This is a genomic window from Mycobacterium sp. 852002-40037_SCH5390672, assembly GCF_001665875.1.
GTDB lineage: Bacteria > Actinomycetota > Actinomycetes > Mycobacteriales > Mycobacteriaceae > Mycobacterium.
Genome location: NZ_LZTA01000038.1, coordinates 330,996 through 355,069, shown reverse-complemented (window position 1 = coordinate 355,069; position 24,074 = coordinate 330,996). Strand labels below are relative to the sequence as shown.

The window sequence follows — 24,074 nt, the reverse complement described above, 5'->3', positions numbered from 1 at the left end:
TTCAGCATGACAACGCTCGACTATCCGGTGTGGTTGCGCATCGACCACTGGCTCAACGTGCTTTTTCTGACGCTGCTCATCCGCAGCGGCATCGAGATCCTGTCCACCCACCCCAAGCTGTACGGGCATGACGACAGCAAGCCGGGCACCGAGTGGGCGCGTTTCACCCGCAAAGAACTGCCACGCGACAGGCTGTATGACACCCTCGATGAAGAGGAGGACTACCACCCGATCATTTCCCTGCCCGGCCACGCACAACTGGGCATGGGCCGCCATTGGCACTTCGTCGCGGTTATCGGCTGGATCCTGGTGGGGCTGTCGTACTACATCCTGCTGTTCGCGACCGGTCAGTGGCACCGCTACTGGCCCTATTCGTGGTCGATCTTCCCTCAAGCGTGGAACGACGTCGTCACCTATCTGACGTTCAATCTGCCACCGGTGTTACCCGGTCAGCCACTGGACGCCGTCCAGAAATTGACCTACGCGGGTGTGGTCTTTCTTCTCGCGCCGTTCCAGATCCTGACCGGCGCAGCCCAGTCCCCCGCGATCGAGGCACGGTTCCCCTGGTACGTGCAAATGTGGGGCGGCCGTCAGAAAGCTCGCACCCTGCATTTCATTGGCCTCGTCGCTTTCCTCGTCTTCATTGTGATTCACCTGTCGATGATCTTTTTCTGGGGCTGGGGCAGGCTCACTGCCTTGATGATCTTCGGATCGGTCCACAACCTCTACTGGGCGACGGCGCTGTCCTTCGTGATCATCGGGGCGATCATCGCCATCCATTGGGCGGCGACACGCTGGAGCCACCGCAATCCTCGATCGGTACAGCGCATCCTCGGTGCGGTCACCACCGGTGCCCGGCTGATGTTGTTGCGTCCCCTCAACTCCCGGCAGGACTATCCGGCAAGCAAGATTTCCGAGCAGCACCGCGTCAACGGCAAGCCCCCGACGAGCATCGATTACAAGGTGATGGCCGTCCACAATTTCGTTGACTGGCGACTGCGGGTCGGCGGCCTCGTCGAGAATCCGGTCATTTTGGACTTGGCCGCGCTGCGGTCGCTGGCCGAGCCGGAAACACAGCGTGTCATGCACAACTGCGTCCAGGGCTGGACCAGCATTGCCGAGTGGAGAGGACTGCACCTGCGTCGGTTGGTGGAGTTGGTGCGGCCGCTACCCCAGGCGAAATACGTTTGCTTTCTTAGCATGCAAGATAACAGCACCGACGAACCCGCCTCGCATGGCGGAGGCCATTTCTACGAAGTCATTGATCTGGAATTCGCCGATAAGCCCCAGACGTTGCTGGCCTATGACATGAACGGGGTGCCGCTGCCGATTAAGCACGGCGCGCCGTTACGGTTACGGGTGGAGACCCAGGTCGGTTTCAAGATGACCAAGTGGATCAACCAGATTGAGTTCGTCGAGGACTTCGCAGGTATCGGCTTCGGCACGGGGGGGTGGCGCGAGGATCGCGTCTTCTACGACAAGGACGTGGAGATCTGAGATGACCGACATGAACGAAACAACAACAGAACAACTGGGCATGCGTCCCGAGCTGATCAGCCTGGACTCTGCTGCCTGTCAGCGGGTGCAAGAACAGATCGCCGCGAAAGGCGGGCACTGTGAGGCCTGTGGCACAACCGACTTCGCTGTCGGCGCCGCGATGATCATGGGATTTCTTTTTCTGGATGAGGACGCCGATGCCTATATGGTGGCGCTGACTTGCCGCAATCCCGATTGCCCCAAACCCCGCACGGGGATTAGATTGTGCGGCAAGGACTTCCTTTCGGAGGAACAACGCGCGTCCGCTATTGCGCTTCGATCCTCAATCGCGTAACAGGAAGTCCCTCACCGACGAAGCCAACGCCTGCGTTCGTTGATCTGCCGCTTCGAATACCGAGCGCAGACGATACAACCGGCCGATGTCAGCTTTTCATCAGGTTTTAGTACGCAAACTGCCAGAGTAGCCAGGGCAGTTCCGGGAAAACTGATGTCCTGGAGGGACATTCGAAGCCGTTGGCCCTAATTGCGGCGGTTTGACCGCCCGCGACCGCGAAACAAACCGTGCTCACGCGCTGGCACGGGCAAGGAGGTATGGCGCTACCGAACTCATAACTGGCCCAGCTCAACGAGCACAAAACTCAAAGGCACCTTTTCGCAACGTGATTGGGCAACAATCGCTATTGGCCCGTCGTGACGGCGCTGGCGGCGCGCGGAATATTCAGTAACCCGGCGACGACCACAACGCACCACACCGCCAGCGCGTCCCAGAAGAAAACCAGCGCAACGGTTTGCAGCGCCGGCACCTGGATCTCGGAAGCCATGATGCTGGTGGCCGCCGAGTACATGCCTAACGGGAATACCAGCGTCCACCACGCACCGGTGAATCGCAACAGCCTTGGCCGCTTTTCGACCCGATGCAATACGAAGAAGATCAACGGAGGTATCCACAAGGTTGCCACGCCCCAAGCGGTCACCATGATCGCTAACACGATGGTAGCCAGGCCATCTCGGAGCTGCTGGTGGATATGGTGGCCCGCCACGACGGCGATGGCCAGTGAACCCATCAGGATCCATGTGTCGGGTTCGAATCCATCGCGGTCGAGTCGCTCGGCAACCGCACGCCACACCATCAGTGCTGTCATCACGAGATAGAGAGCCAAGGCCACCACCCATATCGCGACGGCGACGATAAGCCACTCCCGGCGACTGGTGTTGTTCGCCAATTTGGCGGCGATGATCGTCAATCCCGAAGCGGCCACACTCGAGAGCAGCCACGCGCCATGGACTTGATCGCGCAGCGCCACCAAGTGGCGGCCAGACAGATTGCGCGCACTGAACAGCGCCAGACACAGCCAGGCCACGCCTGCAATCGCGCCCACCGTCGGAAGCACCAGCGGGCTCACCGACGACAGCCGGTTGCCCAACATCGCGCAGCCGGCGACAAATGTGAACAGCGGCAACGTTACTTCGGGATCCCTCATGCCCCACGGCAGGATCCGGTGCTTGGCGGCACCCAGGATGAACGTGAGAACCACAAGAATCACCAAACCAAGTGCGGCAAGAAGAATGAGTCCACAACTGAGCCCTGAGTAACCGTGATCGCGAGCAGCAGTCGACAAAATCCCCGTCGCCATGACCGCCGCGAACACATCCGGCGACAACTTGCCCTCGCTCAGCCGGATGGCCACGACGCACCGACGCCTTTCACGATTTACCTGCGTATCCCATTGCCATGCCCTGACTTAGGCTTTGCCGTGAACACCACGGAACGTTCGAAGAATATGACTTCCATGGGAGCGACGGAGCGCGACAACGGTAAATGTAATGATCGTCCGCCGCCCAGGCACGGCTGAGCGATGGACAAGACGGTATCGCGGGAACAGTCATCGGTGGCCGGATACCCCTGCGCCCCTGAAGCAATCCCGTCAGCAGCCATCCATTTGGCACCGGACCACGATTAAAGTCCAGCGACGCCGCCGCCACGGTTACGAGTTCTTCCAGAACCGAGGTGTGGTCACCATAGATACCTCCGCGTCCGCTGCCGACGACATCGAATCGTGATGGCGTTCATGGGTTCCCAAAAAGATGGCGGGCTAAAGAGCTCAGTCGCGTGATGTGGGAGGTTCCAGGGAAGCGAGACCACTAACGAAACTTTCCCACGGCAACTGTTTGTCAGGGTGATTCTTGGGCACCCGGCCACGCATGGCCCACTCGCATGACATTTTGGACTGGAACCCAGAAGACACGACAGCCTGGGACGAGGGCAACAACACCGTCGCCCGGCGCAATATGGTCTGGTCAATCGCGACCGATCACGTCGCCTTCGGGGTCTGGACATTCTGGTCGGTCCTAGTGCTGTTCATGCCGGAATCCGTGTACGGCTTTACCGCAAGCGACAAATTTCTGTTAGTCGCCGTCAACACACTGGTCGGTGCGCTGATACGCATTCCCTACACCGTCGGAATCGGCATCTTCGGGGGGCGCAAGTTCACGGTGGCCATCACGCTGGTGCTGCTGATCCCCGCCGCCGGCACGATCTGGCTGCTGGCCAACCCTGGCCTCCCGCTGTGGCCCTACCTCCTGTGTGCGGCGCTGACCGGAACTGCCGGCGGCAATTTCTCGGCCTCGATGACCAACATCAACGCCTTCTACCCGCAACGGCTCAAAGGCTGGGCGTTAGGGCTCAACGCCGCCGGCGCCAACATCGGAGTGCCAGTGATCCAGTTGTTCGGCCTGCTGGTGATCGCCCTCGCCGGCCACCGCCAGCCCTACTGGGTATCTGGGACCTACATGCTGTTGTTGACGGTCACCGCCATCGGCGCCTTCTTCTTCATGGACAACATCAAGGACTACCGAGTCGACTTCGCAGCCATGCGAACCATGCTGCGCCAGAGCCACACCTGGTTGCTGTCGCTGCTTTACGTGGGCACCTTCGGTTCCTTCATCGGGTTCTCGTTTGCGCTCAGCCAGGTCCTCCACATGAAGTTCACCGGTGCCGGACAAAGCTCGGCGCAGGCCTCGCTACACGCCGCCCAGATCGCTTTTATTGGGCCGCTGCTCGGATCGCTATCCCGCATCTACGGCGGCAAGCTGGCCGACCGCATCGGCGGCAGCCGCGTCACCCTGGCTGTCTTCGGTGGCATGATTTGCGCTGCTGCGCTGCTGGTTTGGGGCAGCACCCTATCTGACAGCAATGGTGGCCGGTTCACCACCACCGCGATCGTCTTTTACGCCGTTGGCTTCGTCTTCTTGTTTGTCTTGGCCGGGGCCGGCAATGGATCGATCTACAAGATGATCCCGTCGGTCTTCGAGGCCCGAAGCCGCTCACTGGACCTCAGCGACGACGACCGCAAACAGTGGTCGAAGCACGTCGGAGGAGCGATGGTCGGATTCGCCGACTCGGTGGGCGCGTTCGGCGGCTTCGCGATCGCCATCGTGCTGCGTCAGTCCTACCTCAGCGCCCGCACCGAGACACCGGCATTGTGGATCTTCTTGGTGTGCTACATAGCCTTTGCGGTGTTGACCTGGGCCATGTACGTGCGCCGGCCGGTGTCCGCGCACCGGTAGGTTTGCCACCAAATTCAGGTGGGATCGAGGGACGTCCGGCAATGTGCTTTCTGAGCCGGCGGTCCATTCCGTTGCGCTCTAGTTCGGTCCCACTCGTTACGATGCGTACGTTCAGGGTTTGCTTGCGCCGTCTGAGCGGATATAGGTCCAGGGCCGTGCGGGGCGGTCCTCCAAATAGCCTCGCTGCCAATTCCATTGCGGGTGCATACGAAGGAAGTTTTCAGCGATGAACTCGGTGCCGTCAGCTCGGCCGAACCTGGCCCACAAGCTCATCGACTCGATATCGGCGGACGTGACGACCTTGCCGTCCACCGATCCGTGCGGGGTGAACGGGATCACCGCGTTGAACTGGCACGGATCGGCATCACTATGTGCGCAAATGGTACGGGCAGACGGGTGCACGTCGCCCAGATACGGGTCGAACGTGTCAGCAAGCATTCGGCGGGCGGCTTCGGTGTCGATATGACCGTCGTGCTCGCCAAGGAGCTGCTGCCAGCGGACCTCGCGCGCACCGCTGGGTGACCGAATATCACTGAATCCGGTTGCGCTGCACTCCAAATTGCGGATCCGCGGATCCGCCGGGGCATTGTCACCCCAGAAGTAGCCGTCCGACTTCCGCGCCAGACTCTGGTGCAGCAAACCCTGCTCATAGCGTGCGATTTCGCCGGTTTTGACGTCGCCGATCAACCATGAACAGGCGTAGCCGCCATTGTTATCACTGTTGAGCAGCTCAATCCAGTGGTCGATATCGTGTGCGTACTGAGCGGCCTTACGTGCCCGAACGAATTCCGGTACGCGAGTCTCGTCGTAGCCTTTGGATCCGTCGTACCCAGTGATCGTCGTCTCGCTGATAGCCAGCCCAGAGCTGGTCAACCAAAAATCGGTCATACTGGCGATCCAGCCCGGTGCGGTCTGCATGACCATTCGGTTGCCGTCTTCGGGTGTCAGGTCCAGAATGATGTTCTCGAACTGGCCTTGCCAAAAGTCAGTAAAGCTGGTGTGGCCCATCACGATTGACCCGTCCACGGTCGCGCTGCCGGTCGCAATGAAGGCGCTGCAATGGTTGCCCTGGATGCTCGTGGGCGCCAAGGCGGTATACCGACCAGAGTTTTTCGGCCACCAGTAGCCGGTGAGTTCCATCCATTCGTTGAGGCCGAGCACGTCTTCAAAGGTCGCCGGTGTTCCCGCCGCGGTAAGTCCGGCGGCAACGCCTTCCATTTCTTCGCGCAGCTCGTCGGGGATTTTGTCGGCATGCAGCTCGCACGCCCTGTCGACGAAGAAGTCGTAATTCATGCCAATCTGTTGGTAAGTCATCTCCTGATAGACCCGGATGCTGCGTGCATACTCGTGGGCTATCAGATATCCGTACTGGAACCCACGCGCTGCCGGCGACCCTCTGACGATGACGTGAAGCCACCCGTCGACCTCGCGCCGCGACGCCTGCTCCAGCCATCCCCGCTGTTCCGCGGTGAGCTGGGCCGGTGCGGTTGTCGCCGCCGGCTCAACGGATTCGGGCAACGGCCGCAAACCTGGGCCCGGTGCAGGAGTTGAGTCTTTCGGTTCGGTTCCCATCGGCTCTCCCGGTCTGTATTCGCCAACCCGCGGCTGTAGATCAGTGGTCCAACCCCTGATTGGGCTACCCACATCTGGCCCAGATTCTCAGAGCTTCGGCATAGCAAGCCGATTGACGACATCTTGGGCGCACAGAGACTAAGAGTGGTCAGCGAAACCGCCACTGGTTCATTGCTTGCTTTGCGCGCAACCTGGGGGCGGTGGCGTCTGCGGGCGCATGTCCTCAGACCGGCCAGAACACTGCTTGTGATCCGCAGCGCGCGGTCGGATCATCGTCCCGCGGGGCGCCATCCTTATGCCATCGGACGGCGGTCACATGCCCCGGTTACACGAATCCACTGGTAGCCGTTTAGTCCCCGTTTGAATGGGCAGCTTTGTTCCGAGACTGGTTTTCGCTGCCGGCAGCGTCATGGGCAGTGGAGTAATTGGGGGACACAAGAATTGGATTACGGAGCCTTGCCGCCTGAGATCAACTCAGGTCGGATGTACGCCGGCCCTGGACCGGGGTCGCTGCTATCGGCAGCGCAAGCTTGGAACGCACTGGCCGCCGAGCTGTACTCCACCGCGCAGTCCTTCGAAACGGTGATCAAGGGACTGACGGGTGAGCCATGGCTTGGCCCGGCATCAGCGTCAATGGTGGCGGCGGCTACTCCCTACGCGGCATGGTTGAACGCCGCCGCCGCGTCGGCTCAGCAGACGGCGACCCAAGCGACCGCCGCGGTGAACGCCTATGACGCTGCCTTCGCGGCCATGGTGCCCCCGCCGGTGATCACGGCCAACCGTGCCCAGCTGGCACAGTTGGTCGCCGCCAACATTCTGGGACAGAACACGCCGGCGATCATGGCCAACCAAGCCCGTTATGCCGAGATGTGGGCCCAAGACGCCGCCACCATGTACGCATATGCGGCCAATTCGGCAAGCGCGGCGATGCTGAAGCCCTTCAGCTCACCGCCACAGACCACGAACCCGGAAGGGGTGGCCGGTCAGGCCGCAGCGGTCACCCAAGCGGCCGGCACAGCGCCGGGCACCTCCACGCAGGCACTGTCCCAGTTGACCTCGACGATGCCACACACTTTGCAGAGCCTGGCCTCCGGAGGGCCTTCCGGGCTAGTCACCTCAGCGGCGGCCGCGAGTAGCTCTGGCTCCTCGGTCGGGAGCGTCGCCTCGACTGTCGGGGATTACCTGACGTTCTTGAGCGGGTTGTCATTCATCGCGAGTGGGGTTCTATTCATCGTCGGTCCGATCATCCAGATCGTTGCAAGCGCAAACCTTCGGGTGGCGGAGGCGGCAGCGGGTCCTCTGGCGGGGCTGCCTCGTCGGGTGGCGCCTCCTCGTCGGGCGCGGCGGTACCAGAGCCGACCATGGTGAGTTCCGCCGCGTCGCCCGTGGGCGCATCAGGCTCGGCGAACCTGGGCCGCGCGGTATCGATGGGGAGATTGTCGGTACCGCCTTCGTGGGCCGGCGCTGCGCCGGCAATGCGGTTGGCGGCCAGGGCATTGCCCGATGCTGCGCCCGCTGGTTTTTCCGGAGCCGAGGGAGAAGGACTGGGCGCCGGTCCGGGCATGCTGGGGCCGGCGGGCCTCACGGCCGCCGCGGCAGGAGGTGGCGGCGCTGCGGGCAGTGGCTGGGCCTCGCAACGGGCAGGCGCATCGCGCGACGGCAGGTCTGCGCAACCAGAAGGCGGGGCTGTTGCCCGATACGGCTACCGTCCCACAGTGCTACCGCCGGTGGCTCGGTCAGCGCCACCTCACGACGGCGCGCCGCCTCAAGGGGTGTTGGCTGGCCCGCAGCCTTCGGATGCCGAGGGCCCGCTGGGCCACAGCGTGCGCGAAGAGCTCAATTCTCTACGCAAGCAGATCGCGGACTTGGCGATGGAACGCGACGTACTCATGCGCTCGGCTGCAATGTGGGCCCAGCAGGCGGCGGAGCGGACTGACGGCTAAGCCGGTGCGATATTTCGCCATTGAGTCAGCTGCCGCTAGTAACTAAGTCCACTACGTTGGTGAGGTGTTGCGAGCTGCATTGACCCGTTGATCTATATCCGTCAGCAGGCCCAACGGGAGACAACGGCCGCACACGGCCGGAAAGTCGCGCTTACGTCAACCGCGAGAAGTGGAACTGGCGCACGACATCAAGCAGGGCCTTCGTGTCCAGTGTCGATGATGCGCAACGGTTTTCGCACGGCCATTGTTCTTGTTTTGGTCTCAGAGCAAAACAGCCGATATCTTCGTTGCATCGATCAGGGAGCCCACTGCGCAACAACGCGGACCGCAACACATCGCACGCGACTCAGCCTGCTGCCGCATCACCGTGATCGAGCTCATCGCGATCGTCGAGGCCCTGGTAGGCCAGACGGCTCATCAGCTCACCGGCCTGCTGCAGGATTTTCTGTTCACGCGGACTCAGGGAGGTGTTGATGGTGCCGCACAGCCAGTCGTCGCGCCGGCGTCGATCGTCGACGACCAGACGGCGGCCGTCTTCGGTGAGCTCGATATGCACCCGTCGCGCATCGTTGGAGTCACGCTGACGACTGATCAGCCCCGCTGCCTCGAGCGATCGCAGCGCCGCGGCGACGTTGGACGTCGTCATGACCAGGTCTTCGGCGAGTTGTCCGGGAGACGCCGTCCCCCCGTGGCGCTCAATTGCTCCCAGGACCAGGGCATCTGACAGCGCCACCGGACCGGTTTTCATCTCCCGGCGAATCCGGCGCTGCAGTGTCATCAATTGGCGCCGCAGCCGCGACGCCTCCTCGTGTTCCATCTCGAACAACCCTAATCCCACCTTCAGTTAATCGACGGTGCATCTCGGCAAGTTGTTGACAGCTATGTTTTATAGCTATATATGTTAGATAGGAGGTGGTGGAGATGACTCCCGTAGATGACAAGCCGTCGCGACTCAAACAACTGTTCCTCGGACCCGATCTGGTCGTGATGCCCGGCGTGTACGACCCGATCAGCGCCAAGCTGGCTCAGCAAGCCGGGTTTGCTGCGCTGCAGTGCAGTGGCCTGGGGATCGCCGCGGTGCACTACGGCGTCCCGGACTACTCCATCGCCTCCTTGGCCGAGATGGCCGGCGCGTGCGGCGTGATCGCCCGGTCGGTCGACATTCCCGTGGTGGGGGACGCCGATACCGGATTCGGCAACGCGGTCAACACGTTCTTCACGGTGCAGACGTTCGAACGTCACGGCCTCGCGGGGGTCAACTTAGAAGACCAGGTCATGCCCAAACGGTGTGGTCACCTCGACGGCAAACACGTCATCGACCTGGACGAGGCCGTGGCCAAGATTCGTGCCGCCGCCGATGCCCGGTACAACCCGGACTTCGTCATCACCGCCCGTACCGACTCACTGAGCGTGGAGGGCATTGACGGTGTGATCAAGCGCGGCAACGCCTATCTCGATGCCGGCGCGACGCTGGTGTTCGTGGAGGGGTTGCACGCGCGGGAGGAGATCGTCGCCGCCGTTGCAGGTATCGACGGGCCGGTAGGGATAAACATCATCGAAGGCGGCAACTCGCCGACCCATCTGACGTTCACCGAGCTGCAGACGCTTGGTGTGGCCCGGGTCAGTCTGCCCGGTGCCCTGTTTGCCGCCGCGATCACGGGTATCACCAACGCACTCAAGCAGATTGGTGAAGACGACGGGACCTGGAATCTGGGCCCGCGCACGGCCAGCTTCGCCGACATACATCGCCTCGTCGGCACGCCGCTGGTCGACCAACTCGAACAGCGCTACCTCGCCGGTCTCGCGACCAGCGGTGGGAGGCAGTGATGGCACCGGAACCGCGCACGGTCTTCGACAAGATCTGGGACGCCCACGTGGTATCCCAACTCGATGCCGACACCGCCCGGCTCTACATCGACCGGATCTTCCTGCACGAGAAGAGCGGCGCGTTCGCCCTGACCAGCCTGCACGACGATCACCGACAAGTCTTTGACCCGGACACCGTATTCGGCACCATGGACCATTCGGTGGACACCCGGCCCGGACGCACCGACGCCAGCCCCCTGCCCGACAGTCAGAAATTCATTGAGGGATTCCGGGCCACCGCCGCAGCGGCAGGGATCCCGATCTTCGACCTCGACGACGACCGCCAAGGAATTTGTCACGTCACCTTCCCCGAGCAGGGACTAGTCCTGCCCGGCATGACGATGGTGTGCGCCGACAGCCACACTGGCACCAACGGAGGGCTCGGCGCACTGGCCTGGGGCGTGGGCGTGAGCACCTGCGAGACCGCCCTGGCCTCCCAGACGCTGGCCGTCAAACGGCCCAAGACCCTGCAGGCCCGCTTCACCGGATCGCTCGGCGATGGCATCTACGCCAAAGACCTGATTCTGGCGCTCATCGCGACCATCGGTGCCGCCGGCGCCACCGGCTACGCCATCGAGTACACCGGGCCGACTATCGACTCGATGCCCATCGAAGGCCGAATGACGCTGTGCAACATGGCCGTCGAAGCCGGCGGGTTCACTGGCATCATCTCTCCCGACGCCATCACCCTGGAATACCTCAAGACCCGACCACGAGCACTTTCCGGTAGCGACTGGGAGCGCGCCGCCCCGCAATGGTTGGAGTTGGGCACCGACGACGGGGCACGCTTCGACCGCACCGTCGACATCGACGTCACCGCCTTGACACCTCAGATCACCTGGGGCACCAGTCCCCAGCACTGCGTCGGCATCGACGCATCGGTGCCGCATCCCGACACCCTGCCCGATCCCGCCGGAGCCGCAAAAGCACTCGCCTACACCAACCTGACGCCCGGCACACCGATGACCACCATACCCATCGACGCCGCCTTCATCGGATCCTGCACCAACGCACGCCTTTCCGATTTAAAAGCCGCAGCATCACTGCTGGCCGGACGCCACGTCGCCGACGGAGTCACCGCCATCTGCATCCCCGGGTCGACCGCGGTCAAGCGCGCTGCCGAGGCCGAGGGCATCGACCGCATCTTCATCGATGCCGGCTTTCAATGGCGCGAATCAGGCTGCGGTTTCTGCTTCTTCGGCGGCGGCGAAGGCTTCCCGACCGGCGCGCGGGTGATCAGCTCCACCAACAGAAACTTCGAAGGCCGCCAAGGCCCCGGCGTTCGCACACACCTGGCCAGCCCCGGCACCGTCGCCGCCTCCGCACTCACCGGACACATCACCGATCCCAGGACCCTGTCATGACAGACCGATCACTGAGACACGTCGCCGGCGCGGTCGCGCCACTGCTACGCGACAACATCGACACCGACGTCATCGCCCCCTCCCGGCTCCATGTGGCCGGACTAGGCAAAACCGGCTACGAATCAATCTTGTTCGGCAACTGGCGATATGACGAGAACGGTTGCGAACGGCCCGATTTCATTCTGAACCAGACAGCTTACCGGACCGCGACAATACTTATCGTCGGCGCGAACTTCGGCTGCGGCAGCTCCCGAGAATCGGCCGTGTGGGCGCTACGCGGATTCGGCATCAAAGCGATCATCGCCCCCAGCTTCGGGTCCATCTTCGCCGCCAACTGCTACCGCAACACCATCCTGCCGCTGGCCCTCCCCCCAGACGAACACGCCCGTCTGGTCGCCGAACTACACATTGACGCCGCCGAACCACCACAAGCAGAGATCGATCTCGAACACAACCGCGTACGCGCCGCTGGAGGGCCCTGGCGCTCCTTCCCCATTGACGCACGGCCCCGCCAACTGCTTCTCGACGGACTGGACGACATCGATGACAACCTGCGCCACCGCAAAGACATCGACGCCTACCGTACCCACGATCAACACCTGCACCCCTGGCTATACCGTCCCGCCAACACCCGAAAGGACCAGTGAGATGCCACATCTGGACGCTTACCCGTTCACCGAATCGATCCCACTACCCACCGACGACGAACTGGGACCGGAGACCGCGACCTACTTACACGACTTCGGGCGCAACTATAAAGACGGGCGCATGATGCTCGGGACCGGCGCCATCGGCCGGCCCATGATCGAACTCGCCCGCGCTGTCTTTCGCGTCGACGGCGTCGATCCCAAAATCCGCGAATTAATCTGTCTGCGCATCGCCAAACTGCTCGGCGGAGTCAACCCCTGGGGCCCCAACCTCCGAATGCTCGACAACCTGGGTGCGACCGATGCAGAAAAACAAGGCATCCAAAACGACGGACCCGTCACCGGACTCGACGACGACGCCACCCTCGTCATGCTCGCCACCGAACAGATCACCAGCAACATAGGCCTACAAGACACCACGCTGGCCGCACTCAAACAACGCTTCGGCGACGATCTCACCCGCCGCTACATCGCCGTCATCTGCTGGTACAACATGTTCAACCGATTCCTCGTCAGCACACGCGTTCCCACCGAATCCGAACAAGAAATCATCGACAAAGTCGGCGACCAAACAATGCCCGCCTGACGAACCCGCGTATCAGCGGCCTGTAGTCATTTCCCAACGCAGCCCTTCAGATCCTGAGTGCCGGTCTAGCGGATGATGACCGTCGTGTTGTGCGGCCAGCCTTTTACCCAGACATCACGCACGGTCCGCTTCAGTGTGGGGCCCAACCGGCCCAGCCGCTCAATCGGTTACTGGCCAGGCCAGGGTCGTCATCGGCGATTGGAAACACGACTACAACCACCGGCGGCATTCGTCGCTGGGCGCAACCCCCGGCCCGCTACCCCGCCAGATGTAGCCACCGCTGAACGCTCCGTGTGGCGGGGCGCCAGGACAACTGGTTGTACTGTATCCAGTCGACTTTCGGAGGTTCACGGTGACAGTACCCAACGACGACACCTGGGGTCCGGCCGCCAGCGTGGGAACCACGGCCACGATGGCGGCGGCAGCAAGGGCCATCGCCACCAGGGATGAGGTCATTAGCGATCCATTCGCCGAGCCGTTGGTTCGGGCGGCCGGTGTGAACTTTCTGACCCGCTGGGCTACCGGTGAGCTGGTCGCCTCGGATCTCGACGTCGAGCGCAGCCCATGGGGCCTGGCGCAGATGCCTGCATCGATTGCGGCCCGCACGCGGTACTTCGACGAGTTCTGTGCCGATGCCGCAGCGGCGGGCATCCGCCAAGCCGTCATCCTCGCCTCGGGCCTCGACGCCCGCGCCTATCGACTGGACTGGCCCGCGGGGATGACCGTGTTCGAGATCGATCAACCGGCCGTCATCGAGTTCAAAACCACGACGCTGGCCAGGCTCGGTGCCGAACCAAAAGTTGACTTGCGCACGGTCGCGATCGACCTGCGCGAGGACTGGTCGACGGCACTGGCGACGGCGGGTTTGGACACCAGTAAACCCACGGCGTGGATCGCCGAAGGTCTGTTCGGCTATCTGGCACCCGAGGCCCAGGATGGGCTGCTCGATGCGGTCACTGCGCTGAGCGCGCCAGGCAGCCGACTCGGGAGTGAGGCTGTGCCGAATACCGCCGACATGGACCCCGACGCAGCGCGCGAACGCATGCGCGAGGCGACGGCCAGGTGGCGCGACCACGGCTTCGAACTCGACTTCGACGTGATCGTGTTTGAGGGTGAGCGCCACGACGTCGGCGCGTACCTGCAGACGTACGGCTGGACGTCGGTAGCAACGCCGATGGCCGAGCTCCTCGCCGGCCACGGGTTAGGGGCGATCGCGCGGGCCGACGATGATCGACAGACGATGAACGGCGTCACCTACTACACGTCGACGGTGGGCACAGGCCCTTAGCTTTAGCGGCGCCTCCCATCCACAGGTTTTTGACAATTGCTCCATCCGCTGATGAGCGGATCGAGGTGCGCTTGAACACCGACTGGTTCGACGTTCGCGACGGGCTGCGCGCAGCGAGCCCGGACACCCCGTGGTGTACACGGGCCCATTGGATCGCTACTTCGACTACGCCGAAGGCCGGTTAGGTTGGCGCACAGTGGATTTCGAGGTCAACATGCTCAACACCGGGGACTTCCAGGGCGCCCCGGTGATGAACTACAACGACGCCGACGCACCCTACACCCGAATCCACGAGTTCCGTCACTTCCACCCCGAACGGGCCTACCCGACGGACAAGACCGTGATCATGCGGGAATTCTCGCAGAGGGAGATGACGCGCCGTACTATCTGATCAACAGCGAATCCGACCGTACCGTCCTGACCGCATACCGCGCTCGCGCGAAGCAGGAAACAGCAGCTACTCACGAGCACAACAACAACAACAAAAGCAGAGAAATTACAGGGCGAATACTGCTCTCTAGCAAGCCATTCGCTTAGATGGATGCATCGGCTACTCGCCGGGCCCTAAGAGCCAGCGGCCAGCTACACGGGTCTGTGTCTCAGGTTCATGTCATATATGACATCCGTATGACATCTCAACTGAGAATGTGACACCGATCCGAGAACCTACAACGCGGCTGTAGGTTCTCATTCCGCGTGTCATCTCGCGATTCTCTGACCAGCTGCGATCGAAGTCGTCTCACACGATGTCAGGTGGGATTTGTCTCAAGCTCATGTCATTTCTTGGCCTCACCCGGAGGATGCGTGGTGCACACCGGGACGACGTGTCGAGACGCCGTGCAACTCCTTGTCGACACGGTTGGTTCTAGCGCGCTGCACCGACCCTCTTCATTGGGCCGAAAACTGGGTGATCTCAACATGATTGCACAGCATGGACTGGCCAACCAACGCGTCTGGGAATGGGCCGGCGGGTTGTACTTCGGCAAGCGCCCGCCCTCCCCCGCCTATTGATCCGCAGTTCGCGACATTTCAGTCGCTGCGAACCTGAGCAACGCCAACGCGTGGGTGAGCCGGTCGAGTTGCTCGGCGTTCTTTTTGACGACCGGTTGGCCGCCACGGACGTCATCATCACCCCGTCGACGACGTCAGGACGGCGGCCGCTTACTGCTCGAACAGGGCCGTGCCCGGCAGGCCAGGGGCACCAATGGTTTGTCGTATGCGGCATACCGAGCGCGCTGGGTGCGTCCTTGGCCACACGCGTGAACGCGTCGAGCCCGATTTCACGGATCATTCGGCGTCGACACCACCGCTGGGGCGTACAGCCGGCGCGTGCGTCTGCGAAAGCACCATCGTGGCTTTGCCCACCATCATTGGTGGTCTTGAGGTTCTTTGTGAGTTTGATCCGAGTCGAACTCTTTTCGTAGCCGTCGCGTTCTAGTGAGATAGCGGTCGTTATTCCATCGAGGAGGCTGTGATGGCAGGTGTGGTGGAGCAGCGGTACGACGTTGTCGTGTGTGGAGCTGGGACGTCGGGGTCGGTGGTTGCGCGTCGACTCGCCGCGAATCCTGATGTGTCGGTGTTGCTGGTGGAGTGTGCCTGAGCCCGAGCGCGACGAATCCCTTCCATAACCACCGTACGAAGCGACGAGAACAGGGGGAAAGATGCTCGAATTGCTTGACACCGGAAAGCCCACTCAAAAACGTCGGTATCCGATCGTTTTCGTGCACGGAGCTTGGCATGCCGCTTGGTGTTGGCAGGAGAATTTCGTTGCCTTCTTCGTCGACCGGGGATTTCGCGTCTTGGCGCCCAGCCTGCGCGGTCACGGTCACAGCTCGTTGAGCAAGTCGCTGCGGTTGTGTTCGATTGCCGACTACGTCACCGATGTTTGTGAGGTCGTCGGCGCGCTCCCAGAGCCGCCCATCCTCGTCGGGCATTCCATGGGCGGCTTTGTCGTGCAAAAGTATCTTGAAACACACGACGCACCAGCGGCCGTACTGATGGCTTCGACCCCACCCCGGGGCGGACAGCTGGGCTCCGTAATGCGAATGATACGTCGCCATCCTTGGCGTTCAACAAAATTCGCCCTGACCGCCAAGCCGCTAGATCTAGTAGGGACGTCCGCTGGTGCGCGGGAGTTGTTTTTCGGTGAGGACGCGCCAGACAGCCTCATCGACAGTTTTACGCGGCTTATCCAACCCGACAGCACGCGAGCGATAATGTTTGACACGGTGGTCGGCGATCTTGTCAAAACCAGGAAAGTCCGCTCGCCGATGTTGATCGTCGGCGGAGAGCACGACCAAGTTTATCGGCCTAAGCACGTGCGTCGAACCGCCGCGGCCTACGGAACCAAACCGGTCTTCTTTCGCGGCGTCGGACACGAGATGATGCTCGAACCTCAGTGGAGCGCGGTCGCCGGACTTATTGAGTCCTGGCTGACACGTCAAGGGCTTTGAGACCGCAGCCAAATAACCGCAACCAGATTGGAGTACGGTGAGCTTCACCAGCCCCTTTCCAGATGTCTGCATCCCCGACGTTCCTGTCTTCAACTACCTGTTCGATGGCATCAGCGACGACGACCGCCAGCTCGTCGCGCTCGTCGAGGCGAAGACCGGTGCCACGACACACTACGGGGAGCTGATTGATCAAATCGAAGCATTCGCTGCGAATCTCGTCGCCCGCAGAGTTGGCGTCGGTGACGTGGTCGGGCTACTTTCGCCCAACAGCACAGCGTTCGCAGTCGCGTTTCACGGCATCCTGCGAGCAGGAGCGACCGCAACCACATTCAACGTGTTGTCGACCGCGGATGAAATTGCCCGGCAGTTGCGCGATTCACATGCTCGGATGATGCTAGCCGTCGCTGAGCACCGCGAGAAAGCCGAAACCGCCGCCGCGCAAATGGGACTCGCTCCCGGCGACGTGCTTATGCTCGACGAAGTCGACTTCAGGTCCCAGCCGGCAGTTCACTGCGCTGGCGCCAGGAGCTTTGATCCGGCCGACCACTTGGCGGTGCTCCCCTACAGCTCCGGCACCACCGGTCTTCCAAAGGGGGTGATGCTGACCCACCGCAACCTGGTAGCCAATGCCGCCCAAGTTCAACCCCTCAACCTCGTCGGTCCGGATGACGTCGTTCTGGCGGTACTGCCGTTCTTTCACATCTATGGCTTGTCTGTGCTGCTGACGGCTTCACTGGTGCCGCGCGCCAAGCTGGTCGTTATGCCTTCGTTCGACCTGGCCGCGTTCTTGGGCGCCATTCAGGATCACCGGTGCACCAAGGCATTCATCGTGCCACCGGTGGCCGTCACGCTGGCCAAGCACCCAATGGTGGATTCCTACGATCTGTCCTCGCTGGAAGTCGTCATGTGTGGGGCCGCGCCGCTAGATGGGGAGCTCGCACGCGCGGTGGGCGCGCGACTCGGTGTGGCAGTGCTGCAGGGCTTCGGCATGAGTGAGCTGAGCGGAGTCGGCCACAGCATGCCCGTCGACGGGGGGCGCAATTCGGTAGGCGTTGTCGCGCAGTTGCATTCCTGCGGGTGGACTCTCCCGAACACGGTCAGCAAGCTCATTGCGCCCGAGACCGGTGTCGAAATCGCGGTCCCCGACTACGGTGTCAGCGCAGCAGGCGAGCTGTGGATCAAGGGCCCGAATGTGATGATCGGCTACCTCGGCAACGATGAGGCGACAGCCGACACCATCGACGAGGACGGGTTCCTACACACAGGGGACCTAGCTTGCGTCGACGCCGGCGGCTGTATCTATATCATCGACCGCCTCAAGGAACTCATCAAATATAAGGGCTATCAGGTGGCGCCCGCTGAACTCGAGGCACTGTTGCTGACCCACCCCGCGATCGCGGATGCTGCCGTGGTTCCAGCCATAGACCCCGAGTCCGGCGAGGAAATCCCCAAGGCGTTTGTCGTCGCAACTCCCTCCGCTTCGCTGGCTGCCGCCGAGGTGATGGCGTTCGTGGCTAGAAGCGTCGCTCCATACAAAAAGATTCGTGAGGTCGAATTCACCACATTCATCCCGAAATCGGCATCTGGAAAGATTCTCCGCAAAAAACTGAGGGAGCGCTGAGATCCCGCTTAACGATTGGAGCGCAGGATATGCGGCGTTCCCACTTCGTGTCATCGTGTGTTGTCTCAAACAGGTGTCATTCCGTCCCTTGCGAGTTTGCGGCCGCGCGCTGACGTTCGTCGCGCCGGCGCGCCCGAAGTGCTCGCAGGTTTGCGGCGTTTCCGCACCTCTTTACGTTGCACCACGCGCCGCTGTTGTTCTTAGAGCGGTCGTAGAACGTTGTCCCGCATGATTGCAAGCGGCATTGCTTGATCCGTCTCCATGTGTCATTCAGCTGACTACGATAGATCTCGCTGAAGAGGGCCGACGCTAGCCAACGCCAGCCGCTGCCGGTGGGCGTTATCCGCAGTCCATTGCAGTCCGACAGAGCGAAGGCTCCGTGAACGGAGCTGATACAGCTCAGCTGTCGACTATCGAGTGATATTCCGTTGAGCATTTTCGCGATCCCGTCGCGCAACTCCCGCAGTTTCGGCAGGTCCTCTGTCTTAAGCGACGGCGGTTCGGCGTCGGCGCCTCGCAGCGCCACCCACTTGGGCACCGTAGCGGCGCACCAGTTTCCTGCCAGTTCAACGTCGACCAGCAGATCGGTGTCGTACCCTTGGATGGGAGCTGTGTTGAGAAATTCCTGAACCAAAACCAGGCTGTCGGGCGCGACTCCGAATAGTCCTTGGTGTGGCTCGAACCGTTGTGAAGGCATCAGTTGTCAGGTGCAAGAGGCGTCGGGTTCGGCAGGTTCCAGCTTCGGTTGCATCCATCCTTCATTTCTGCGATGGCTGGGTTGACTTGTGGTACATGTCCGGCGGCGATGAAGAATGAGGGAAGCTCGCGCACCAGGACATCGGTATCACTACAGGGTTTCGTCCGGAAAGATCGGTGGATAGCAGGTTGCCGTGCCGACGGTCCGGCGTGTGGTTGTCCTCGCGGTGGGGTTGAGGCGATCAGTATCGCGGCGGGAAGTGCCTGAGTCTCTAAGTACTTTTGGACGAGGAATCCGCCCATCGAGTCGCCTACCAACACCGGAGGTCTGGAGAGACTATGGACGGCTGAAGCTAAGTCAGCAAGGAAGTCTGCGATCGAGCAGATGCGAAGCGGATTCTTACGCTGGGTGGAGCCATGCCCGCCTGGGTTTAGGGCCAGGGCGCGGAGTCCCCTGCTCGCGAAGAAGTCGAGAAAGTGTTCATTCCAACACCATCCCCCGTGGCATGCACCGTCGGCGAAGAGTAGGGGGTGTGGATCCTCGTTGCCAGCTTGTCCCTTATCAATCACTATCAGCATGCGCTTCTCCTTCGACCTGTTATCCGATGTGTGAGACCCCGCGATGCGCTTGCGTCGGTACGAGATGGGATCCGCGATGGTGGCTACCGCGCGCTTTCGGTGCGGTAGTGAGACGATTCCGGCGATAGGACGGGGTGAGCTGGCCCCGACAGGACCTTTCTCTTGTCTTTATTCGCTGGACCGCTGTTATGGTGACGGTCTGCATTGCGTCGCAACGTCTTTGGACACCTACCACCACAACACTTTAGATTCGATGGTCAACTTTGATGAATTGTGCAGCCAGCTCGCCGATCACGACGCACGGTGCCATGGTGTTGGCCGTGCTGATACGCGGGATGATGGAGGCATCGGCGACGCGCAGGCGCTCGATGCCGTGGACCTTCAGGTGTCCGTCGACTACCGACATCGAGTCACGCCCCATCTTTGCGGTACCGCATTCGTGCCAGTAGGTGGTGACGGCGTCGCGCAGATAGGTCTCCAACTCGGTGCCGGTCAGGCCGCCGGGCATGACCTCGCGCGCGACGAAAGGTCGAAGCTCTCGGGAGTTGCCGATCTCGCGCAGGGTTTCGATGCACGCGATCGCGGTCTTGAAGTCTTCGGGGTCTGATAGCGCGCCAGCTTCGATCCGGATGGGATCGGTCGGGTCGGGGCCGGACAAATGGAGTCGACCGCGACTGTAGGGGTGTGTGGGCGCGCCGAACAACGTCCAACCACTCTGCGGCAGACCGTATTTCGCAGTGTTTTCGGCTGTGGCTTTCGGGAATGGGCCTGAGCATGCGAACAGGTCCGGACCCTGGACATCGGCAGCGCCGGAATCCCAAAACAATGCCGACCCCACCTGAGTGCTGCCTTGGATGGTCTCGGGAAACTCCCACACACAGTCGAACCCATAGTGGTCTTGAAGGTTGCGTCCGACCCCGGGCAGGTGCTGGCGAACGGACACGCCAACTCGATGCAATTCATCTTGGTCGCCAATGCCGGAGTGCATGAGTACCTTGGGCGTGTGAATGGCACCAAGCGATAGCACGACCTCGGCGCTGGCGGGCACCCGGTGAACCGCGCCGTCATGGACGACCTCGACACCGGTGGCACGGTTGCCGTCGAAGAGCACGCGGGTGACCATCGCGTGCGGCACCACGGTCAGATTCGGCTGCCGCCGATGCGGGGCGATGTACGTGTCAAACACCGATAGGCGTTTGTCGTCGCGACAGCGCAGGTCGACGATGGCAGCGCCGCGGGTCTCTTCCATCAGGCGGCCGTTGGCGCTTTGATAGGTCGGAATTCCCAGTGCCCTAGCGGCTTCCAGCGTCGCTGCGGCGAGCGGATGCGCATGGGGGGCCGGTTGTACGAACACCAGCCCGCCCCTGCCCCGATGATTTGGCTCACCGACGCCATGCCAATCTTCGATCCGGCGATACAAATCAAGGACGTTTTCGTATCCCCAGGCCGGCTCGCCGGATTCAGAAGCGTAGTGGTCCCAGTCGCTGCGGTGCCCCCGCGCCCAAATCATGAGGTTGATACTGGAACCCCCACCGAGCACTTTGCCCATCGAAAACGCGATCGCGCGCCCATGAAGCCGGCGGTCAGGATCGGAGAGGAAACCCCAATCACGTTCGCTGCCAAGGTTCGATGGCCACTGGCTTGCCTCGGTCACACTGGGGACGTCATCGCTGCCACCGGCCTCCAACAGTAAGACCTTGATGTCGGGATTTTCGGCCAACCGACCGGCGATCGCCGATCCTGACGACCCAGCACCGCACACGATGATGTCGTAATCGTACCGCTGCTCCAACACAGTATCCACAAAGCTCTCCTGATCATTCTCTAGGTGCAATTCTATAAAGACGTACCGAATGCTCCTGTGGTTCAACATGACTCAAGAAGCGTGCGGCCGCTCCTTGTCACTGGAGAAACGCGATACCGACGCACGCTCCGGCGCGCGGCGCGAACCGCCCACGCCGCAACGGTTTTACGGGTAGCCCTGAGGCCTGTCGGACCAAGTAGGACAGCAATCGCCAAGCCCCCCGAGCATCTGCTGGTGATAACTGGCGGGCTTGGGGTGCGTGATCGCCACTTCAGTGGCCATCACATTTTCGGTTGATGGGCACCCGGACGCGGCCGCATACTCGGCTCGATGATCTGCTGGGTGGCCGCGGCCGTGGTCAGGCCATGATCAATTCGAGCGGCGGCATGTTGCTAGGCCACCGCCGTTTTAAGTCCCAGCATCAATCGCAGCCAGCGGCCCATTTCGGTAATCGCGCGGTCCACCTCGTCAACGTGGCCGGCTCCCATGATGAAGGAATGCTGGCCCTGCTCGACCTGTCGGACGATGACGTCGTTGCCCGCCTCCTTTGCCTTTTGGGAGAAAGCGACGGCGTCCGACGCGAGCAGTTCGTACTCGCCGTAGTACACCGCGATGGGAGGCAATCCGGACAGGTCGGCTCCCAGCAGGTGTACCCGCGGGTCGGTGAATTCCACGTCGGTTCCATCGAGCCAGCACGACCGGAACAACTCGAGCAATCCCGGCGTGAGCAGCTTGTCCCGCTCGGCGTTGGTTTTGATGGACTCCCCCGACAGCGTGGCGTCAGTCCACGGCGAAATGGACAACACGGCGCCGGGCAGTGCCTCGCCGCGATCTCGCAGACGCAGCGCAAGTTCGACTGCGAGATAGCCGCCGATCGAGTGGCCGACACTGGCTATCTTGTTGGGGCGGTAGCCCTGGTCGAGCAGCCAGCGGTAGGCGCTTTCCACGTCTTCGACTTGCGCTGGGTACTTGTGTTCCGGGGAACGCCGGTAGTTCAGTACCAGCGAGCGCGCGCCGGCCGCCTTCGCGAGGTGCCCCGCTGCCTTCCGGTCGGAATGCATCGACATCAGCACGCTGCCGCCCATATGCGTGTGCAACAGCACTGATTCGGGGTCACCGTCCACGGGGATGCACCACAAGGCCTCAACCCCGCCAGCTTCCACCTCGGCATAGGTGACGCCTTCGGGTTCCTTCGTTGCCAAATGGATGTTCTCGGTGACGTCGCGAATCGTCTCCAGCTCAAAGTTAGCATTCGAAGATCGCCTCCCGATCTCCGCCAAGAACTCGGCGAAATCGACCGCCTGCTTGCTTGCCATCCAACTGCCTTCCAATCGTGAATTATTGAATAACGATCACTATATAACGACCGCTATCTGATGACTAGGGCTAATCGGTCATACCCGCGAGGTATGGCCGGGCGCCCGAATCGGTATTGGACGGCATCCGGCGCATTGTGGAAACGTCGTGGCTGCAAACTATTTCGAGGGGTGATGAGGAGTGCTGCGTGAGGACGTGGCGGTCGATGCCGAGGGGGCCATTCTCCACGCGTGGTGGTACCACGGGCGGCGAAAGCGCCGAGCGGGGACGGCGAGTTCCTGTGTGGTCATGGCGCACGGGTGGACGTCAACGAAGAAAATGCACCTCGACAAGTTCGCCGAGGTGTTCGCGGCGGCGGGACTGTGCGTGCTGGTCTTCGACCATCGGGGCTGGGGCGAGTCGGGGACAGCGCCCGGCAAGCCACGCCACGAAGTCGACCCATGGGAGCAGATCCGTGACTACCAGCATGCAATCACCTACGCGCAGAACCGATCCGAGGTCGACCCCGATCGTGTCGGCGTCTGGGGAACGAGCTTCTCGGCGGCGCACGCGTTCGTTGTCGCCGCGATCGACCGGCGAGTGCAAGCCGTTTGCGGCCAGGCACCATTCATCAGCGGCCGGGCTACCTATGCCAACCTTGCCCGGGTGAACAATCAGGTGATCGGCCCCCAGCGGTTCACCGCGGACCGGCGCGCTCGGGCTCGCGGCGCTCCACCGGAAATGGTGCCAGTCGTCGGTGCGGAGCCGACCACGCTGGTGGGCCTGCCCACTTCGGACGCCTACGCGTTCTTCACCGAGGCGCGCGCGACGCTGGATCCGCAATGGCCCAATGAGGTGTCGTTGCGCAGCATGGACAACTTCTACGGGTACGAACCGGCGCGCTACCTGCCCGACATCACACCGACGCCGCTGCTCATGATCGTCGGTCGCGAGGACGGTTTGACAGGTGGGAACCTGGCGGCGGCCGCGTACCAGACCGCAGCCGAACCAAAAAAGATCGTTTTCGTGCCGGGCGGCCACTTCGCGGCGTACACCGGCGACGGGTTCGCGCTGGCGGCCGGGGCCGCCCGGGACTGGTTCGCGACGCACCTCGGCTAGGAGAAGTACGCGTCAAACGACCCGATGTCGGTCAGATGCGCGGTGACCTCGGAAACTTGCTTCCGCGGATGGATGAGGACGTTGACCACGTCCGGGTCGAGCGGCCGGCCGTTTTGGTCACCGGTGTCGTGCAGTGTCTGCCGCGGTGTCCTGGCCGAAGTCGACCGCATGGGGCG

At 62.1% G+C, this 24,074-nt stretch carries 21 protein-coding genes and 3 pseudogenes; 16 read left to right on the top strand and 8 right to left on the bottom strand.

The annotated features are described in order from the left end of the window. Positions 1–6 precede the first annotated feature (6 nt). Positions 7–1,497 carry a molybdopterin-dependent oxidoreductase gene (locus A5782_RS06935; RefSeq protein WP_067096929.1) on the top strand — a complete coding sequence of 497 codons (1,491 nt, stop codon included), beginning with the start codon at positions 7–9 and terminating at the stop codon, positions 1,495–1,497. Position 1,498: 1 nt separating this feature from the next. Beyond that, entirely contained in the window at positions 1,499–1,831 is a 333-nt protein-coding gene (locus A5782_RS06930; RefSeq protein ID WP_231986608.1) for a hypothetical protein, read from the top strand. 343 nt (positions 1,832–2,174) lie between these two features. Here A5782_RS06930 and A5782_RS06925 read toward each other — a convergent pair whose 3' ends face one another. Next, entirely contained in the window at positions 2,175–3,185 is a 1,011-nt protein-coding gene (locus A5782_RS06925) for a tellurite resistance/C4-dicarboxylate transporter family protein (RefSeq protein ID WP_067096926.1), read from the bottom strand. Between the two features lie 514 nt (positions 3,186–3,699). Here A5782_RS06925 and A5782_RS06920 point away from each other — a divergent pair. Then, the gene (locus A5782_RS06920) at positions 3,700–5,064 is read left to right on the top strand and encodes a NarK/NasA family nitrate transporter (protein ID WP_067096923.1); all 1,365 of its coding nucleotides are present in this window, start codon (positions 3,700–3,702) and stop codon (positions 5,062–5,064) included. Between the two features lie 111 nt (positions 5,065–5,175). Here A5782_RS06920 and A5782_RS06915 read toward each other — a convergent pair whose 3' ends face one another. Beyond that, entirely contained in the window at positions 5,176–6,636 is a 1,461-nt protein-coding gene (locus tag A5782_RS06915) for a C45 family peptidase (protein WP_082942811.1), read from the bottom strand. 483 nt (positions 6,637–7,119) lie between these two features. Here A5782_RS06915 and A5782_RS27080 point away from each other — a divergent pair, with 483 nt between their 5' ends. The 3 genes and pseudogenes from A5782_RS27080 to A5782_RS26710 all read left to right on the top strand — a co-directional run bounded on the left by A5782_RS27080 (position 7,120) and on the right by A5782_RS26710 (position 8,579). Further along, a complete protein-coding gene (locus A5782_RS27080) occupies positions 7,120–8,004 on the top strand; it encodes a PPE family protein (protein WP_067096921.1) in 885 nt (294 codons plus the stop codon). Continuing rightward, a pseudogene (locus tag A5782_RS27225) lies at positions 7,998–8,300 on the top strand (PE/PPE C-terminal domain-containing protein); the annotation flags it as partial. The gene A5782_RS27080 and the pseudogene A5782_RS27225, both read left to right, overlap by 7 nt. 111 nt (positions 8,301–8,411) lie before the next feature. Then, complete coding sequence (locus A5782_RS26710; protein ID WP_231986612.1) at positions 8,412–8,579, top strand: hypothetical protein; 168 nt, start codon at positions 8,412–8,414, stop codon at positions 8,577–8,579. A gap of 346 nt (positions 8,580–8,925) precedes the next feature. Here the strand turns inward: A5782_RS26710 and A5782_RS06905 are convergent, their stop codons facing one another. Beyond that, positions 8,926–9,396, bottom strand: coding sequence for a MarR family winged helix-turn-helix transcriptional regulator (locus tag A5782_RS06905; RefSeq protein ID WP_067096918.1), 471 nt, complete (start codon positions 9,394–9,396; stop codon positions 8,926–8,928). A gap of 104 nt (positions 9,397–9,500) precedes the next feature. Here A5782_RS06905 and A5782_RS06900 point away from each other — a divergent pair, with 104 nt between their 5' ends. From A5782_RS06900 to A5782_RS06865, 9 genes and pseudogenes are all read left to right on the top strand, one after another. Beyond that, positions 9,501–10,406, top strand: a complete 906-nt coding sequence (locus tag A5782_RS06900) for an oxaloacetate decarboxylase (RefSeq protein WP_067097060.1) — start codon at positions 9,501–9,503, stop codon at positions 10,404–10,406. Further along, a complete protein-coding gene (locus tag A5782_RS06895) occupies positions 10,406–11,809 on the top strand; it encodes a 3-isopropylmalate dehydratase large subunit (protein WP_067096915.1) in 1,404 nt (467 codons plus the stop codon). The genes A5782_RS06900 and A5782_RS06895 overlap by 1 nt, the downstream gene beginning before the upstream one ends. Next, entirely contained in the window at positions 11,806–12,456 is a 651-nt protein-coding gene (leuD, locus tag A5782_RS06890) for a 3-isopropylmalate dehydratase small subunit (protein ID WP_067096912.1), read from the top strand. Before A5782_RS06895 ends, leuD begins: the two co-directional genes overlap by 4 nt. A 1-nt stretch (position 12,457) precedes the next feature. Further along, on the top strand, positions 12,458–13,042 hold the full coding sequence (locus A5782_RS06885) for a carboxymuconolactone decarboxylase family protein (RefSeq protein ID WP_067096909.1): 585 nt from the start codon (positions 12,458–12,460) through the stop codon (positions 13,040–13,042). Positions 13,043–13,217: 175 nt separating this feature from the next. Then, positions 13,218–13,326, top strand: a pseudogene (locus A5782_RS27220) (integrase core domain-containing protein); the annotation flags it as partial. Positions 13,327–13,394: 68 nt separating this feature from the next. Further along, positions 13,395–14,330, top strand: a complete 936-nt coding sequence (locus tag A5782_RS06880; protein ID WP_082942808.1) for an SAM-dependent methyltransferase — start codon at positions 13,395–13,397, stop codon at positions 14,328–14,330. Positions 14,331–14,374: 44 nt separating this feature from the next. Next, a pseudogene (locus A5782_RS25255) lies at positions 14,375–14,792 on the top strand (UDP-galactopyranose mutase); the annotation flags it as partial. Between the two features lie 1,199 nt (positions 14,793–15,991). Beyond that, a complete protein-coding gene (locus A5782_RS06870; RefSeq protein ID WP_067096904.1) occupies positions 15,992–16,783 on the top strand; it encodes an alpha/beta hydrolase in 792 nt (263 codons plus the stop codon). A 37-nt stretch (positions 16,784–16,820) separates the two neighbouring features. Further along, positions 16,821–18,404, top strand: coding sequence for an AMP-binding protein (locus tag A5782_RS06865; RefSeq protein ID WP_067096901.1), 1,584 nt, complete (start codon positions 16,821–16,823; stop codon positions 18,402–18,404). A 76-nt stretch (positions 18,405–18,480) separates the two neighbouring features. On the opposite strand, the gene A5782_RS25250 is transcribed toward A5782_RS06865, so the two are convergent. The 4 genes from A5782_RS25250 to A5782_RS06855 form a co-directional block, all read right to left on the bottom strand. Beyond that, entirely contained in the window at positions 18,481–19,101 is a 621-nt protein-coding gene (locus A5782_RS25250; protein WP_231986607.1) for a CGNR zinc finger domain-containing protein, read from the bottom strand. After that, a complete protein-coding gene (locus tag A5782_RS27215) occupies positions 19,101–19,679 on the bottom strand; it encodes an alpha/beta fold hydrolase (protein ID WP_082942807.1) in 579 nt (192 codons plus the stop codon). Before A5782_RS27215 ends, A5782_RS25250 begins: the two co-directional genes overlap by 1 nt. A 244-nt stretch (positions 19,680–19,923) precedes the next feature. Beyond that, positions 19,924–21,552: a GMC family oxidoreductase gene (locus A5782_RS06860; RefSeq protein ID WP_197694130.1), complete on the bottom strand. Its 1,629-nt coding sequence runs from the start codon at positions 21,550–21,552 to the stop codon at positions 19,924–19,926. Between the two features lie 323 nt (positions 21,553–21,875). Next, entirely contained in the window at positions 21,876–22,799 is a 924-nt protein-coding gene (locus A5782_RS06855) for an alpha/beta hydrolase (protein WP_067096895.1), read from the bottom strand. A gap of 181 nt (positions 22,800–22,980) precedes the next feature. Between A5782_RS06855 and A5782_RS06850 the strand changes: the two genes are divergently transcribed. Beyond that, complete coding sequence (locus A5782_RS06850; protein WP_255360773.1) at positions 22,981–23,898, top strand: alpha/beta hydrolase; 918 nt, start codon at positions 22,981–22,983, stop codon at positions 23,896–23,898. On the opposite strand, the gene A5782_RS26005 is transcribed toward A5782_RS06850, so the two are convergent. Next, complete coding sequence (locus A5782_RS26005; protein ID WP_156623824.1) at positions 23,895–24,068, bottom strand: hypothetical protein; 174 nt, start codon at positions 24,066–24,068, stop codon at positions 23,895–23,897. The two genes, A5782_RS06850 and A5782_RS26005, sit on opposite strands and share 4 nt — an antisense overlap. Positions 24,069–24,074: the final 6 nt, after the last annotated feature.